This is a genomic window from Aristaeella hokkaidonensis, assembly GCF_018128945.1.
Lineage (GTDB): Bacteria > Bacillota > Clostridia > Christensenellales > Aristaeellaceae > Aristaeella > Aristaeella hokkaidonensis.
In genome coordinates, this window is record NZ_CP068393.1 from 573,446 (window position 1) to 589,494 (window position 16,049).

15 protein-coding genes and 1 pseudogene are annotated in these 16,049 nt (G+C 55.8%); 11 read left to right on the top strand and 5 right to left on the bottom strand.

Translation table 11 applies throughout. The features are described 5' to 3' along the window. Positions 1–49: 49 nt before the first annotated feature. Genes JYE49_RS02700 through JYE49_RS02710 form a run of 3 tightly spaced genes read right to left on the bottom strand, consistent with a single transcriptional unit; the run spans position 50 to position 2,149 of the window. Positions 50–970 (bottom strand): hypothetical protein, encoded by a 921-nt coding sequence (locus tag JYE49_RS02700; RefSeq protein ID WP_093955941.1) that lies wholly within the window; start codon positions 968–970, stop codon positions 50–52. Beyond that, complete coding sequence (locus tag JYE49_RS02705; RefSeq protein ID WP_093955942.1) at positions 960–1,187, bottom strand: helix-turn-helix domain-containing protein; 228 nt, start codon at positions 1,185–1,187, stop codon at positions 960–962. The genes JYE49_RS02700 and JYE49_RS02705 overlap by 11 nt, the downstream gene beginning before the upstream one ends. A 17-nt stretch (positions 1,188–1,204) precedes the next feature. Beyond that, positions 1,205–2,149, bottom strand: a complete 945-nt coding sequence (locus JYE49_RS02710) for a hypothetical protein (RefSeq protein ID WP_093955943.1) — start codon at positions 2,147–2,149, stop codon at positions 1,205–1,207. A gap of 228 nt (positions 2,150–2,377) precedes the next feature. On the opposite strand from JYE49_RS02710, the gene JYE49_RS02715 reads away from it, so the two are divergent. Next, positions 2,378–2,635, top strand: coding sequence for a hypothetical protein (locus JYE49_RS02715; protein WP_093955944.1), 258 nt, complete (start codon positions 2,378–2,380; stop codon positions 2,633–2,635). A gap of 42 nt (positions 2,636–2,677) precedes the next feature. Here JYE49_RS02715 and JYE49_RS02720 read toward each other — a convergent pair whose 3' ends face one another. Next, positions 2,678–3,448 (bottom strand): helix-turn-helix domain-containing protein, encoded by a 771-nt coding sequence (locus JYE49_RS02720; protein ID WP_179217171.1) that lies wholly within the window; start codon positions 3,446–3,448, stop codon positions 2,678–2,680. A gap of 196 nt (positions 3,449–3,644) precedes the next feature. Between JYE49_RS02720 and JYE49_RS02725 the strand changes: the two genes are divergently transcribed. The 5 genes from JYE49_RS02725 to JYE49_RS02745 all read left to right on the top strand — a co-directional run bounded on the left by JYE49_RS02725 (position 3,645) and on the right by JYE49_RS02745 (position 7,228). Further along, positions 3,645–4,283: a class I SAM-dependent methyltransferase gene (locus tag JYE49_RS02725; protein ID WP_093955946.1), complete on the top strand. Its 639-nt coding sequence runs from the start codon at positions 3,645–3,647 to the stop codon at positions 4,281–4,283. Positions 4,284–4,315: 32 nt separating this feature from the next. Further along, positions 4,316–4,966: a hypothetical protein gene (locus JYE49_RS02730; protein WP_093955947.1), complete on the top strand. Its 651-nt coding sequence runs from the start codon at positions 4,316–4,318 to the stop codon at positions 4,964–4,966. Positions 4,967–4,980: 14 nt separating this feature from the next. Continuing rightward, complete coding sequence (locus JYE49_RS02735) at positions 4,981–5,136, top strand: hypothetical protein (RefSeq protein ID WP_304583299.1); 156 nt, start codon at positions 4,981–4,983, stop codon at positions 5,134–5,136. A 66-nt stretch (positions 5,137–5,202) separates the two neighbouring features. Continuing rightward, complete coding sequence (locus tag JYE49_RS02740) at positions 5,203–5,652, top strand: hypothetical protein (protein ID WP_093955948.1); 450 nt, start codon at positions 5,203–5,205, stop codon at positions 5,650–5,652. Between the two features lie 223 nt (positions 5,653–5,875). After that, positions 5,876–7,228: an MATE family efflux transporter gene (locus JYE49_RS02745; protein WP_283399286.1), complete on the top strand. Its 1,353-nt coding sequence runs from the start codon at positions 5,876–5,878 to the stop codon at positions 7,226–7,228. Between the two features lie 188 nt (positions 7,229–7,416). Here JYE49_RS02745 and pap read toward each other — a convergent pair whose 3' ends face one another. Then, entirely contained in the window at positions 7,417–8,907 is a 1,491-nt protein-coding gene (pap, locus tag JYE49_RS02750; protein WP_093955949.1) for a polyphosphate:AMP phosphotransferase, read from the bottom strand. 283 nt (positions 8,908–9,190) lie between these two features. On the opposite strand from pap, the gene JYE49_RS02755 reads away from it, so the two are divergent. The 5 genes and pseudogenes from JYE49_RS02755 to JYE49_RS02775 all read left to right on the top strand — a co-directional run bounded on the left by JYE49_RS02755 (position 9,191) and on the right by JYE49_RS02775 (position 15,876). Continuing rightward, positions 9,191–11,596, top strand: a complete 2,406-nt coding sequence (locus JYE49_RS02755; RefSeq protein ID WP_093955950.1) for a glycoside hydrolase family 3 protein — start codon at positions 9,191–9,193, stop codon at positions 11,594–11,596. A 159-nt stretch (positions 11,597–11,755) separates the two neighbouring features. Continuing rightward, positions 11,756–12,214 carry a GNAT family N-acetyltransferase gene (locus tag JYE49_RS02760; protein WP_093955951.1) on the top strand — a complete coding sequence of 153 codons (459 nt, stop codon included), beginning with the start codon at positions 11,756–11,758 and terminating at the stop codon, positions 12,212–12,214. 23 nt (positions 12,215–12,237) lie between these two features. Continuing rightward, positions 12,238–14,814, top strand: coding sequence for a PEP/pyruvate-binding domain-containing protein (locus JYE49_RS02765; RefSeq protein ID WP_093955952.1), 2,577 nt, complete (start codon positions 12,238–12,240; stop codon positions 14,812–14,814). Between the two features lie 132 nt (positions 14,815–14,946). Continuing rightward, positions 14,947–15,372: pseudogene (locus JYE49_RS02770) on the top strand (YaiI/YqxD family protein); the annotation flags it as partial. Positions 15,373–15,486: 114 nt separating this feature from the next. Further along, positions 15,487–15,876 carry a GNAT family N-acetyltransferase gene (locus JYE49_RS02775; protein ID WP_283399317.1) on the top strand — a complete coding sequence of 130 codons (390 nt, stop codon included), beginning with the start codon at positions 15,487–15,489 and terminating at the stop codon, positions 15,874–15,876. Positions 15,877–16,049: the final 173 nt, after the last annotated feature.

The following is a 16,049-nucleotide window of genomic DNA, read 5'->3' on the forward strand; positions in this document are numbered from 1 at the left end:
ATTATGAATTATGAATTAAACGGACACTGGATAACCAGTGTCCGTTCGCTTACCATTCAGGCCAGATTATCTCATGCCCTTCCGCCACGCAGATCCCGTCTTCCCGGGCAAGCTTAACGGTGAAGGATTCATCCTTCTTTCCGCAGATCTCCCGGACGGAATCGCCGCCTTCATTTTCCGTTTCAATGACGAGGTATTCGGCCACGGGACGGGGAGAGAAGGTTTCCGGAACGCTGAGGGGATCATACTCATCAGAGCGGATCAGCTCGTGGTCAGCGTTGTACTGGTAAATGCTGACTTTCACAGGCTTGTCAGCCAGCAGCATTTTGACTTCCACGCGCATGGAGCGGGTGAAGGTTTTTATTCCTTCCGTCCAGCTCAGGTCCTGCGTTTTGTGGGTGGATACGGAAGAACAGAGCCCCAGGCTCGGCGCCATGCCGGAGGCAGTCCTGACGGCATAGACGTCGCCGTCCGCGGTCTGGTAGATTGGATTGAAAAAGAACAGGTAGTCGTCCTTTCCGCGGGCCAGGTAGAGGGTGCCGATGAGGCTCTCTTCGGTGACGTTATCGTTTGTCTGCGAAAGATAATGCTGAACGTCTGATACGGCACCGTCTGATATGGTGGTTGAGGTGTTTACGCCGTTTTCCCCCTTGGCATCGGCAATCATGAACGGGAAGCCGTCAATGCCTTCGAAAACATATTCAACTTCCGTGTACGGCTCTTCCTCGTCGTCGACTTCGATGGTACCCTGCTTTTCAACCCGGGTGGCCGGATAGTGATAATCCGCGGCCTGGGTCAGCTGGCTGTCATCCTGATCCAGGCTGCTCTGCGTGATCAGGAAGCCGACGAGCCGGTCACTGTTTTTCACCTGGATGCCGGTGGACAGGTTGATCACGCCGGTCATGCCCAGGATAAAGGCTGCCGCCAGGATGCAGCAGGCAAGGATAATGATATATTTCTTAGTCTTCATCGTCGTCCTCCAGAACTCCGTCAAACTTCAGGATATCACCCACGTCGCACTGCAGGTAATAACAGATCTTGTTAATTGTGCCAAAGCGGATGCCCTTTGCCTTTCCGCTGCGCAGAATGGACAGATTGGCCTCCGTGATTCCGATCAGCCCGCATAACTCTTTGGAAGTCATGCCGCGGGCTTTCAGCACGTCTTCCAGACATACCCGGATTGCCATAGGACGCCTCCCTCCGGTCAGATAAACAGGCTGTTGTCATCCCGCAACTGTTTGTTTTCAATCAGCAGGCGGGACAGCAGCAGGATCACAAGGACAAAGAACAGATCCGTGATGGGCAGGTTTACTTCCGTGCTGACATTGGACAGCTGCGGCAGCAGGAGAACCTGCGCGATATACAGCAGGGCGGTAAGCCCGCTGGTAACGGCAAGGGTGATGCAGCTCAGGCGGCTGAGCTTTCCGGCAGCCTCAGTAAGGCCTTCCTGCTCTTCTGTGGCGGCTGTTTCCAGCAGGGCCAGCATACGCAGAGCCACCAGGATATCCAGCACCAGGGGGACAATCACCGCAATCAGGCTCAGCAGGCCATGGATGAAGCCAGCCGTACTCATTTCGGTTCCCGCGGGCGTCAGGATACTGACAAACAGGTTAATGACAAGCTGTGCGGTGAAGTAGATGCACAGCGCGCACAGGATATTCCGCAGGTAGCGGAAGAGCTGCTCCCGGTTACCGTTCCGGAACAGGCGGATCAGCCTGAGCACAACGAACAGGATGAGCACTGTCCAGACGGAAGTGGAGAGGAAAACCCGGAGCGCACGCTCGTAGCTTTCAATACCACCCGGGATCTTGCCGTAGAACATGCCGGGATTCAGGATGCCGTAGAGCGCCACCGGCAGGATAAGGGCCAGCACGAACAGGGCGATCCTTTCCGCCAGGGTTTCCCGGCCGCCAGGATAACGCAGGGCAAAGAAAAGCGGGATCAGGGCGGAAAGCGCGATCAGCAGCATTGCAACCCCGTTGCCGACGGTGCCGGTAAGGGAGAGGGATCTCATTCCCAGGGCAATCTGTTCCAGTGGGAAGGAGAGCAGGGAGGAAAAGAGCGTCGGAATCATCAGCGTCAGCAGGGACAATGCGGCCAGCAGAATCCCTTCCGCGATCAGCACCCGGATCAGCGTCTTCCGTTTCAAAGAGATCACCCCGTTTGATGAATTATTGTTTTACGATAATCATAATATCATAAAATTATCGTTTGTCAATAATTTTCAAAACAAGTTTTGTGATTTTTTTGGATTAAGGCAATACCGGAAAAATAACGCTGTTTATTTTTCGGATGTGGTTCTGTATTCATCTGCCGAAATCGGGCACAATAATAGCAAAGAACGGAACATCCTGACAGATGGAAGGAGGGGAACAGGATGCGTAAAGGACTTTGGGACACCTATAATGCCGGGCAGGACGAGGAAAGGCTCAGAACAGCCAGGTGCCCGGAATGCGGCAGTGACAAAATCATTGAAGGCGATCTTATGGCGACCGCCGGCGTAGCTTTTGTTCCTGCCATCCAGGAGACGGTGGTTCCCCGGGGCTGCGGGGTGCGGGCGCTGGCCTGCCGGAAGTGCGGGGCGGTGTTCGGGCTGCGGCTGAAGGATAACAAGCATCTGATCGTTGAAGAATAAAAAAGTTGACAAGAGAACCGTCCCCTTGTCAACTGGCTGGGTTTATTTGAGCGCCTGGAGGGAGTCCTTCAGTTCATCAAGATCCTGCAGGGCGGATTGAATAAATTGTTGCTGCTCATCTCCTGAAGTGATCCTGGACAGGACGATTTCCCGGGAGGAATAGAGGGAGGGCAGGGATTCTGCAATGTCCCTTGCCTCCTGCCGGCGGTCCAATTCCATCAGGCAATAGCACTTGGACATTTTTGCCTGTACTGTTCTTCCGGTTTCTCCGCAGTCCAGGAAAATTGTCCTGTCTGCCCAGGAGATGGCTTCCTCCAGCAGGCGGGTGCGGTCTGCACCGGTGCATTCCAGGGCGTACTGACGGGCTGTCCAGCTCATCAGGTGGTTTACGGAAACGGATAACTTCCACTGGTTCATGGAGGCTTTCAGCCGGGTGTAGGCTTCGGCTTTTTTCCCGGCTTCAGCCAGGGCGCGGATTTCCTTGCCGAGATTCCGGACGTCCTGCAGGCGCTGCGCGGCGTCATGCATCAGCAGGGAATCCGCTGACACCTGGAAATAGTCCGCCAGCAGGGGCAGGAGGGAAATATCCGGCATGGAGGCGCCGTTCTCCCACTTGCTCACGGTCTGTGCGGATACATTGAGGCATTCGGCCAGGGCTTCCTGGGTCAGGTTTTTCTCCTTCCGGAGCTTTCTGAGATTGCTGCCAAAGTTCATGGTCAGCTCCTTTCCGGCAAGCGGTTTGCTGCCTGCCTTCGCGTTGTTCCCCTGCAGGATACCCTGTGAGCCGGGAAAACAGAATACAGCGTCTCGCAACCTGTCTCCACCGGCAGTTGAATTATAACACTTAGCTGAAAGAGATGAACCCACATAAAAACGAGAAAACGACATTCCTGTAAAGATGTGTTTGCATAATTTGCAATGTCGGTATAGAATAATGACAGAAGTCAAGTAAAAACGTATTAATTGGTGACAGAAGCTTTCTTTCTGTCACTAATAAACGACGGGTGATATGATGTATTGGGATGAAATCTGGGAAGCAATAGACCAGAAGCGGATCACGGCTTATGTGAAAAAGTGTGACCTGACGCCGGATGCGGTGATCAGGTACCTGCATAAGCGCGGAGCGGTATCGGTATGCGATGCCGGCTGTGGCTGCGGGCTGTTCTCCCTGAAACTGGCCGCGAACGGGTTCTCCGTATCCGGTTTTGATATTTCCGCGAAGGCGGCGGAGATCGCCTCGGATCTGTTGAAGAAGAAAGGGTATTACGGGGATTTCCGGGCGGCCGGGGTGATGGAAACCGGATATGAGGATCACGCTTTTGACGCGGTGGTATGCATGGACGTGCTGGATCATATGCCGCTGCAGGAAGCAAAGAAGGCCGTGCAGGAGCTGTGCCGGATTACCCGGCCGGGCGGCTGCGTGATTGCGTCGGTGGACGGGCCGGATGAAGAGTATGAGACGGAGCCCCATACCGTGAATGAGGACGGGGACTATCTCTATACGGAAGGCAAATGGAAAGGGAGAGTCCACCATCCCTATACTCCGGAGAAACTGGGGGAAATGACCGGGAAGCCGTATGTGATGCTGGACAATCCGGACGACCGGAAAGGACAATACACGATGGTGATCCGGAACTGGGAAAGCTGAAAAAGCCAACCAAGCTGGAAGGAAAGCAAAGAATGGAATGGAACTGCAGGGAGACAGAACACTATCTGCTTTACTGCCGCCCTGAAAGCCTCGCAGAGGAGCACCTGGAAGAGATCGGGGACTGGCAGGAAAAGTGCTACACCCGGATCTCGAAAGCCCTCGGGGTAACGATGGACAAAAAGATCAGGTTGTATCTATGCACAAGCCGGGAAGAAATTGAGAAAGAAACCGGCTGCCCGCCCTGCAACGGGATGTGCCTGGACTATGACCTGATCTTTGCCGTATATAATCAGGAAACACAGTGCCTGGGACCGCACGAGGATGCCCACCTGCTGTCCTTCCAGATTGCAGTGCCGGAGTCTGTATTTCTTCGGGAAGGGTTGGCCATGTACTTTGACAAGGCCTATCACGGAAAAGAAAACCGGGCGTATGCTGCGGAATGGGTGAAAGAAAACACCGGGGTGAATGTGTTCAGTTATCTGGATAACGACCAATTCTACAGCCTGCCGGAGGAAGTGTCCTATCCACTTGCCGGGGCATTGACGGAATGGCTGATCGGCAGGTACGGCATGAAGAATTATAAGGAATTCTTCCGAACAAACGGAGATGCCGGAGCTGCGTTTCAGCAGCAAGCAGATAGCGTGAGTGCAGCTTTTAAATCAGAGATGAAAGCTTTGAATTAATCTCATTATGAATTGTGAATTATGAAGTGTTGGAACAGAAAGGCTTTGAAGGCCGGCTTCGCTGTTATGATGACGGGGTTCAGATGATTTACCTGCTCTATGGCAACGATGATTTCGCGCGGAAGCTGCAGACGATTATCGGAAAACCGGAGATGTTAAGCCAGGAATAAACTGTTGATTGAACATGGGAAAGTTGACAGGAGAATCGTCCCTTTGTCAATTTGGAGGATTGAAAAATGAACCGGAAGATTAAAGCGGAACGCTATCAGGTTTTTTATCAGGATATGATTCACGATACTTATACGATGGGTTGCGATTTTTACGAAGAGGATGAGGCGGAAATATACACAGAACCAATCGCTTTTTCATACACAGGTGTCATGGTGACTACCAAAGAAGGCAGACTTGGAGATATTGAGATTATAATACCTAAGCTGCAGCCGGAACCTCCGGGGTTTTTCCGGAAGCCGATGCCTCTGGACGCGGAAATCAAAGAATTTACGGTCCGGAGCAATCCTGAGACACAGGAATTCTTCTGTTTTGTGGATGAAGGAACGGTATTCTGGCAAGAGAATGCCGGCACCTGCGTAAAGGCAGTGGATTGCGGGGATATTGTGTTTTATCTTGATGAAGAAACAACGATGATAGGCTTCCTGATTAAGATAAAGGAATGGAATCCGGGATAAAGGAATTCTTCCGGACAAACGGGGATGTTCAAAGTGCTTTTGAACAGAAAACAGAAGACCTGAGTGCGGCTTTTGCATCGGAAATGGAAAACAGTAATGAATCATTATGAATTATGAATTGTGAATTATGAATTCATCGGAATGCTTCGGCATTCCTTTTTTCTTGCGTTTTTGGATTCCTCTGCTATAATGGGTGTCCACATGAAAGGGAAGGGGGGATTCTGTGGCCCGGCTGGATCTGGATATGACCGAGGGAAATATCTGGAAGCATATGCTGCAATTCTCGATTCCCATGGCCATCGGACTGCTCTTCCAACAACTGTACAATACGGTGGATACCCTGGTGGTGGGCCAGTTCGTCGGGCAGGAAGCCCAGGCGGCGGTCGGCTCCACGGGACCGATTATCAATACGATTGTGGGCTTCTGCGCAGGCCTGGCCACCGGCGCGTCGGTGGTGATTTCCCAGCGGTACGGCGCCCATGATGACGAAGGCCTCAGCAAGGCCGTGCATACCACCGTGGCCCTGACCTTTGTGGTCAGCCTGCTGGCGACGGTTTTCGGCCTGATGATCATCAACCCCATGCTCCGCTTCATGCAGACGCCGGAGGACGTGATGCCGGAAAGCTCCTGCTATCTGACCATCTACTTCGGCGGGGTGTCCGGGGTGCTGTTCTATAATCTGGGCAGCGGTATCCTGCGGGCTGTGGGGGATTCCCGAAGACCCCTGGTTTTCCTGATTATTTCCGCCCTGCTGAACACGGTGCTGGATCTGCTGTTTGTGCTGGCCTTCGGCATGGGCGTGGACGGCGTGGCCTACGCCACGGTGCTGTCCCAGATCCTGTCCGCCCTGCTGATCATGTTCACCCTGACAAAGGAGAAAGGGAACTACGGTATCCGCTGGAGAAAGCTCTGTGTGGACAAGCGATCCCTGTCGATGATCCTGAAGATCGGCCTGCCCAGCAGCATCCAGGCGGCGGTGACCTCCTTCTCCAATGTGTTCGTCCAGTCCTACATCAACCAGTTCGGCTCCGCCTGCATGGCGGGCTACGGAGTGTATGGCAAGATCGACGCCTTTGCCCTGATCCCGGTACAGAGCATCAGCATGTCCTCCACCACCTTTGTGGGTCAAAACTGGGGCGCGAAGAAGATTCCGCGGGCCCGGGAAGGCGTGCGGACAGCCACGGTGATGAGCCTGGTCTCCACCGCGGTGCTGGGCCTGATGGTATTCCTGCTGGCCCGGCCGCTGATGAATTTCTTCTCCCCAGAGGAAGAAGTGATTGATTACGGCATCCGTTTTATCCGGATTGTGACGCCGTTCTATATCGCGATCTGCTTCAACCAGATCTATGCCGGTGCTCTGCGGGGCGTGGGAGACGCCACCATGCCGACGGTAATCATGCTGGCTTCCTTTGTGGTATTCCGGCAGATTTACCTGGCGGTGACGAAGGCGCTGGGCGCAGGGTTCCTGGCCGTGGCGCTGGCTTATCCCGTGGGATGGATCCTGTGTTCCACGCTGCTGATTATCCGGTATTCACGCAGTGTGCTGGTGAAGGGAAAAACGGAAACAGCTGAATAAAAAAGTGATATTTTCTGTTGACGAAGGGAGAATAATTTGATATCATGTCAACGGTTAGATTAGTCTAACTGCCAAGCGGTATCAATCGGGATATGCCAGCCCGAATGATATACCATGAACATACCTCCAAAGAAATGGGATGCTGCCTTGCGACAGCATCCTGTTTTCTTTGACTGTTTCTTTGTGCCTCAGCCATAGGTGTTTTCAAAGTGGGATTCGCAGGCTTTTTCCAGCGCTTCCACAATAATCCGCAGGGCTTTGATCCGGGCGTAGTGTTTGTCGTTGGATTCTATGATGAACCAGGGGGCGTTTTCCGTGCTGGTTTTCTGGAGCATTTCGTCCACCGCGGTTTCATACTGGGGCCACTTTTCCCGGTTCCGCCAGTCCTCTTCGGTGATCTTCCACTGTTTTTCCGGGGTGTTCTGCCGCTCGTTGAACCGGGCCAGCTGGGTATCCTGGTCAATGTGGATCCAGAACTTGAGCAGCACGGCGCCCCAGTCGGTCAGCTGGCGCTCAAACTCGTTGATCTCGTTATAGGCCCGTTTCCAGTCCTTCTCAGAGCAGAAACCTTCCAGCCGTTCCACCATGACCCGGCCGTACCAGGTGCGGTCAAAGATGCAGATGTGCCCGGTGCGAGGCAGCCGTGTCCAGAAACGCCAGAGGTACTGGCGGTTCAGTTCGTGGGGTTCGGGGGAGGCAATGGGATGCACGTCAAAGCCCCGGGGATCCAGCGGATAGGCAACCCGGCGGATGTTGCCGCCCTTGCCGGCGGCGTCCCAGCCCTCATAGCAGAGGATCACAGGGATCTTCTTACGGTAAATGACGTTGTGCAGCTCGCTCAGGCGTTTCTGCAGCTTCTTCAGCTCTTTCTTATATTCCTCTTCCTCAATGGCGGGGGACAGGTCCACCTCGGAAAGCTTGGGCATCTTCAGCAGGGGGAATTCTTCCTCAAAGGGTTCGCCGGTATAGCGGCCCTTTTCCAGCGCCTTGTCGATCTTTTCCACCAGCAGCTTCATGGCGTCCCGGACAGCGGCCTTTTTCTTTGTGCCGTCCAGGATATGCCACTTCACGGTTTCATCAGTCTTTTCCATGAAGTCGTCATAAGCCTTCATGAACTGCTTGTACTCCCGGTGCTGCCACAGGTCGTCCGCAGTGACCCGCCACTCGGTATCCGCGCTTTCCGTCAGGGCGTTCAGGCGCTCAAACTGCTCCTTTTTATCGATGTGCAGGAAGATCTTCAGCACCAGGTAGCCGCCGTCCCGCAGCTGGCGCTCAAACTCGTTCACAGCCCGGACCCGGCGCTTATATTCCTCCTTGGAAATCTCCAGCCGCAGCTGCTTGCGCACCACGTTCTCCATCCAGCCGGAATCCAGGAAGATGAGCTTTCCGTTTTCCGGGATCGCGGAGGCATAGGGGTACAGGAAAGGATACCGGGATTCACTTTCCGGAATCACGGCCGGGGAAACCACATTATAGAAGCGGGGATCGATCTCGCTGATAATCTCCTTGATGAGGCTGCCTTTGCCGGCTGCGGCCCAGCCTTCGATCAGCACCAGCACCGGCAGCTTTTTCTCCCGCAACAGCTGCTGTGTGGCAATCAGGCGGGCACGCAGCTCTTTGATTTCCGCGTTGAGGGTATCTTTATCCTCTGGTTTGCATTTCTCAAAATCCTGAAGCATAAATAAGAACCTCCTTCAGTCCGCAGGGGGAAATGTGCAGTTTTGCAGGTGAGGATATTATAGCGGATTTGGGTTGATGTTTCAACCGAATGGAATAGGACGTGACAGAGGGACAGACCTTCTGTCACATTTTTTTCAAAAATCGTGACAGGAACGTACTGTCCCTACAGTCACGTCCATTTTCGACCGGGAAGCATAAATAATCTCTTGACTTAAAGCTTGCTCTAAGATATATCATACCTTGGTGACTGAAAAAACGGTGGAATAGTTCAGGAGGATCTGTATGGAGAAGTGGATTCGCGCGCGTTATCTGCCCGGTATTCCCCTTGGAAAAGACGGAAAGCGGGTAACCGCAGGCAAGGAAAATATTGTCCTTTCCCGCAGGGCTGCGGGGGAAGGTATGGTGCTGCTCAAAAACCAGGGCGTTCTGCCGCTGCGGCATGGCTGCAGGGTGGCGCTCTTCGGTAAAGCGTCCGCGGACTATGTCAAGGGCGGCGGCGGAAGCGGTGACGTGACCGTGGCCTACGTCCGGGACATGTTTGACGGGATGATTGAAGTAATGGGCGAGGAAGCCGTTTATCCGGGCACCATGAAGTATTACCGGAACTATGTGGCCGCCCAGTATGAGGATCACTGGGTGCCGGGTATGGTGGCGGAGCCGCCGGTGCCGGAAGTCCTGCTGCAGGAAGCCCGGGAGTTTACGGATACCGCCGTTATCTCCATCAGCCGTTTCTCCGGCGAGGACTGGGATCGGAAGTCTGACCGGGCGAAGATCACCCGGAAGGATCCGGTGACCGGCGACGCGGTCAGTATGAGCGACGTGCTCTTTGAACGGGGGGATTTCTATCTTTCCGACGCAGAGCGCACTATGGTGGAAACTGTCAGCCAAGCCTTTGACAAGGTCATCGTGGTGCTGAATACCGGCGGGATGATGGAAACTGCCTGCTTCCGGAACAATCCCCGGATCCAGGGCCTGCTCCTGGCCTTCCAGGGCGGCATGGAGGGAGCCTGCGCCGCGGCGGAGCTGCTGGCCGGCGTGACCTGCCCTTCCGGCAAACTGCCGGATACCCTGGCGGAAAATCTGGATGATTATCCCGGATGTGTGGATTTTTATGACAGCGACACCTATGTGAACTATACAGAGGATATCTACGTCGGCTACCGGTACTTTGAGACCATTGCCGGGGCGGCGGAGAAAGTGGTTTATCCCTTCGGTTTCGGCCTCAGCTACACCCGCTTCTCCCTCTCGGAGCAGCAGGTGAGCTTCACGGAGGACGAGGTTGAAGTCCGGGTGAAGGTGACCAATGACGGAGGCTGCCCGGGCCGGGAGGTTGTGCAGGTTTACTTCAGCGCGCCCCAGGGCCTGCTGGGCAAGCCGGCGAAGGAACTGGCCGGATACAGGAAGACAAAGCTCCTGGCGCCCGGTGAGACGGAAGAGATTGCAATCCGTTTCCCGCTTTCCCAGATGGCCAGCTATGACGACCTGGGCAAGGTGGTCCGTTCCGCCCGCGTGCTGGAAAAGGGCGAATACCGGTTCTTCATCGGCACCAGCGTCCGGGACGGCGCCTGGGCAGAGGAAACCTGGATTCTGGCGGAAGACCGGGTGACCGAACAGCTGACTGCCCGCATGGTGCCCACTAACCTGGAGAAGCGTCTCCGGGCGGACGGCAGCTATGAGGAGCTGCCCACTGCCCCCTGCAATGATTTCAACTATACCGCGCTGGCACCCATGACGCCGGAAGTGCTCTTTGCCAATCCGGAGACCCGGGCGATTCCGCGGATCAGCCATTTTGCCCCCAAGGACGGCATGAAGCTGAAGGACGTGGCGGAAGGGAAGATGACCCTGGAGGCCTTTGTGGCCGCGCTGCCGGCGGAAGACCTGGCGGCCCTGCTGGGCGGACAGCCCAATGTGGGCCTGGCAAACACCTTCGGCTATGGTAACAACCCGGTTTACGGCATTCCCAACATCATGACGGCGGACGGCCCTGCGGGCATCCGCTTCCATAAGAACATCGGCGTGACCACCACCGCCTTCCCCTGCTCCACGCTGCTGGCAGCTTCCTGGGATCCGGAACTGTGTGGCGAGGTAGGTACCGCGGTGGCGCAGGAAGCCAAGGAAAACAACATCATGGTCTGGCTGGCGCCCGGGGTGAACATTCACCGGAACCCGCTGTGCGGCCGGAACTTTGAGTATTATTCCGAGGATCCGCTGCTGGCGGGCAAGCAGGCCGCGGGCCTGGTACGGGGCGTACAGAGCGAGCATATCGCGGCCACGCCGAAGCACTTTGCCCTGAACAACAAGGAAACCAACCGCCGCAACTGCGACGCCCGGGTTTCCGAGCGGGCCATCCGGGAAATCTACCTGCGGCAGTTTGAGATCGTGGTGAAGGAAGCCCATCCCTGGTCCCTCATGTCCAGCTACAACATCGTGAACGGCCACCGGGCCAGCGAATACAAGGACATGCTGACCGGCATCCTCCGGGAGGAGTGGGGCTTTGACGGCATGGTGACCACCGACTGGTGGACCCTGGGCGAGCACTACAAGGAAGTGGCGGCCGGAAACGACATGAAGATGGCCACCGGCTTCCCGGAAAGGCTGCTGGAGGCCCTGGAGAAGGGCGTGCTGACGCGGGAAGAAATGGAAAAAGCCGCAATCAACGTTCTGCGGCTGATCCTGAGGATTGACTGAGAATCTGAATCCGGACGAGGAACCGTCCCCTGTCCGGATTCCCCGGTATCCCCGAGTTTTTTCTTGTACTGGCGCGCAAAAATATGATATACTTTGTTTGACGGCAAGGGAGTCAGATTTGATTCCTTTGTCTTTTTGTTACCGGAGGAATGAATTTTAATGGCACTGAGATTCACATGGACTGACGGAAATGACAAGGTTTTCAGGGATTTTTACCTGATCACGGAAGCGTATTACAGCCGGATTGTCGGCGGAGAGGAGAACCGGCGGCAGTTTATCCCTTACAACCTGTCTTCCGCGGTGGAAGACGTGCTGCTGGTATACAGGAACGGAACCCCGGTGGGCTGCGCCGGGCTGAAACGGTATTCTGATACGGATGTTGAGATCAAGCGGGTCTGGGTGGAACCGGCCTGCAGGGGACGCCGGATCGCTACCCTGATGATGGCGATCCTGGAAGATAAGGCAAAAGCGAGGGGCTGCAGGCGGACGGTGCTGCAGACCCGGGAGATCATGAAGGACGCCGTTGCGCTTTATACGAAACTGGGCTATCAACGGATTGACAACTACCCTCCGTATGACAAGCTGGAGGGCGCGGTATGCTTCGCGAAGGAGCTTTGAGCTGACAGGGAGGAGGCTTCCTCATGGCTGCGTTTGACCGGGTGCTTTCGGGTATTCCGGCGCTGGATCAGGTGCTGGACAATATCCGGATGGGAGACAATGTGGTCTGGCGTGTGTCAGACCTGGATGAATTCCGCCGTTTCGCGGATCCCTTTGTGGAACAGGCGAAGAAGGACGGGCGGAACATCATCTATTTCCGGTTTGCGAGCCATCCGGAGCTGGTGCCGGAGTGCCCGGAGGTCAAGCGGATCTGTGTGCCGCTGTCCCACCGGTTTGAAACCTTCACGGTGGAGATCCACAAGGCGATTGAGCAGGAAGGCCGGGACGCTTTCTACGTGTTTGACTGCCTTTCTGAGCTGCAGACTGCCTGGGCCACAGACCTGATGATGGGCAACTTCTTCCGGGTCACCTGTCCCTTCCTGTTTATCCTGGATACGGTGGCCTTTTTCCCGATCATCCGGGGCAGGCATTCCTTTAACGCGATCACCAAGATCATGAACACCACCCAGCTGTTCCTGGATGTATATTCAGATGCCGGGCGGGAAACGGTGTATATCCGTCCCCAGAAGGTGTGGAACCGGAGTTCCGAAACCATGTTCCTGCCGCATCTGTACAAGCCGACGGAGGGAACGATCAGACCCATCCAGGACGGCGTGCAGACCAGCCGCTTCTACCAGGTGATGAACAGCTACCAGCGCACGCTGGAGGAGCAGTATGTGGACTCCTGGGACCGGTTCTTCACCCAGGCGAAGGTGCTGCATGAAAACCGCATTCCCGTGGAGGAACAGTGCGGCCGGATGTGCAACATCATGATGACCCGGGATGAGCGGCTGCGGGTGCTGGTCAAGAAGCATTTCAAGCCGGAAGACTATTTCCGGGTACGGGATCACATGGTGGGTACTGGCATGGTGGGTGGCAAGACCTGCGGCATGCTGCTGGCCCGGGCGATCATCCGGAACCTGGCGCCGGACATTGACAGTGTGCTGGAACCCCACGATTCCTTCTATGTGGGGTCCGACGTGTTCTATACCTACATTGTGGATAACGACTTCTGGGATATCCGGGTCCGGCAGCGGACGGAGGAGGGGTACTTCCCCCTGGCCGGGGAGCTGGCGGAGCGGTTGCGGACCGGGCATTTCTCCCGGGAGATCCAGGAGCAGTTCACTCATATCCTGGAGTATTACGGGCAGGATCCCTATATCGTCCGATCCAGCAGTATCCTGGAGGACGGTTTTGACAACGCCTTCGCGGGCAAATATGAATCCGTGTTCTGCGCCAACCGGGGCACGCCGGAGGAGCGGCTGGAAGAGTTTGAGAACGCGGTGCGGACAGTATATGCCAGCTCCGCAAGCCTATCCGCCCTGGACTACCGGAAACGCCGGGGACTGGATAAGCGGGATGAGCAGATGGCCCTGCTGGTGATGCGGGTTTCCGGCTCGGCCTATGGGTCCTACTATATGCCCTGCGCCGCGGGCGTGGGCTACTCCTTCAGCCCCTACAAGTTCCTGAACGATATTGATTCCTCCGCAGGCATGCTGCGGCTGGTGGCAGGCCTGGGCACTTCCGCCGTGGACCGTACGGAAGGTTCCTATCCGCGGCTGGTGAGCCTGGACAAGCCGGAGGTGACCAACTTTACCACCGTGGCGGAGAAGCATCAGTTTTCCCAGCGGAAGGCGGAGGTTGTGGACCTGAAAACCCGGAGCCTGAACCGGGTGCCCCTGGACGACCTGGAACCGGTGCTGCCGGCCTATGTGAAGAACCAGGTGCTGGAGCATGACACGGAGGCGGAGGCTTCGCTGCATGAGCGGGGCGTCTGGCGGAATATCTGTTTTATCTCCTGCCTGGGCCTGGTCCGGAACCGGGAGATGATGGAGAAGATGCAGCGGATGATGCAGCTGATCCAGAAGGAATACGGCGAGCCGGTGGATATCGAGTTCACGATCAACGTATCGGAAAGCCGGGAGTACATGATCAACCTCCTGCAGTGCAGGCCGCTGCAGGTGTTCAAGGACGGCGGGGGAGTCGCCGTGCCGGAGAATGTGCCGGCGGAGGATATTCTGCTGGAAACGCGGCATGCCTCCATGGGCCTGTCCCGCCAGGTGAAGGTGGATCGGATTGTCTATGTGGATCCGGTGAAGTATTACCAACTGCCCTATAACGAAAAGACGGCAATTGCCGCCCTGATCGGCCGGATCAACTGGAAATACAGGGACACAGGGATGCATTTGATGCTGCTGGTGCCCGGACGGATCGGGACCTCCTCGCCGGAGCTGGGCGTGCCCACGGCCTTCTCGGATATCAGCGGGTTTGACGCGGTGTGCGAGATCGCTGAAAGCCGGACCGGGTACAACCCGGAACTGTCCTACGGCAGCCATATTTTCCAGGATTTAGTGGAGGCGCAGATTCTCTATACCGCGGTCTTCCCGGGAGAGCGGACCATCCACTTCCGGCCGGAACTGCTGCGGCAGGTACCGAACCGCATCGGGGAGATACCCGGCGGGGAGGAAAAGCAGGACGTGGTCTGCCTGGCAGACGTCAGCGCCCTGGACTGCCGGCTGTATCATGACCTGACCAATGAACATATCCTGCTGAAGTTCTGAATAAAGAAAAGAGAATCGTTTTCCGGACCAGGAACCGTCCCCTGTCCGGATTCTTTTATTCTGTCGTTTTATTGTGTGAGATGGTATAATGATGCCGTTTCTGAGACCGTTGAAGAACCACAGGAGAAGTATATGACGATCTATATTGACGCGGATGCCTGTCCGGTGACGAGGATTGCCGAGCGCATCGCGAAGGAGCACGGCATTCCGGTAACACTGCTGTGCGACACCAACCATCTGCTGACGTCGGATTACAGCACGGTCCGGACCATCGGGGCCGGGGCGGACGCCGTGGACCTGGCCCTCATCAACCTCTGCCGCCGGGGCGATATCGTGATCACCCAGGATTACGGCGTCGCGGCCCTGGCGCTGGGAAAGGGCGCGAAGGCAATCCACCAGAGCGGCATGCGGTACACGGATGACAACATTGACCGCCTGCTGATGGAACGGCACCTGGCCAGGAAAGCCCGGCAGAGCGGGAAGCATCACCTGAAGGGTCCGGCAAAACGCACGGAGGAGGATGACCGGCGCTTCGCGGAGAGCTTTGAAAAACTTATTTCTGAAAACGAATATGTGTGCCGGACCGCGACCCGGGAAGAGATGGAGCGGAAGTGGAACGCGGAAATCGAGCGCAATGCAGAGAACCGGGAAAACTGGATCGTCTGGAAGGCAATGGCCATCAAAAACGCGGAGGACGGCGCCAGCATCCCGTATTACGGATTACTTGGACAGGAGATTATCTGCGAGGCTACAGCGGTTCTGAAACCGGAATATGTGCAGAACGGCGAAGGACTGGCGGACGAGCATACGGCGTATCTGTGCGCCTTCAGGACAAACGAGGCTTACCGGGGACAAGGATACTTCTCAGCACTCATGAAGTTCATGCTGGAGGATCTCCGGCGGAAGGGATATACAAAGGTGACAGTGGGCGTGGAGCCGGAAGAGGAAACCAACCGGCAGATCTATGACCACTGGGGATTCAGCGAGTTTATCAAAAGCTCGCGGGAAAGCTATCCAGACGGGACGGAGATCGAAGTGGAATACTACGGGAAGAGGCTGTGAACCGGACACAAGGGAGTCCGGTTAATTCAGAATTCACAATTCATAATTCATAATTATCGCCTGCGGGCGGGGAGATTTCTCCACTCCGCCTTCGGCTCCGGTCGAAATGACAACGAGAGCGCAACGGTTTTTCCATAGCCAATGAATACCTCAGCTTATGGCTGTCATTCCGA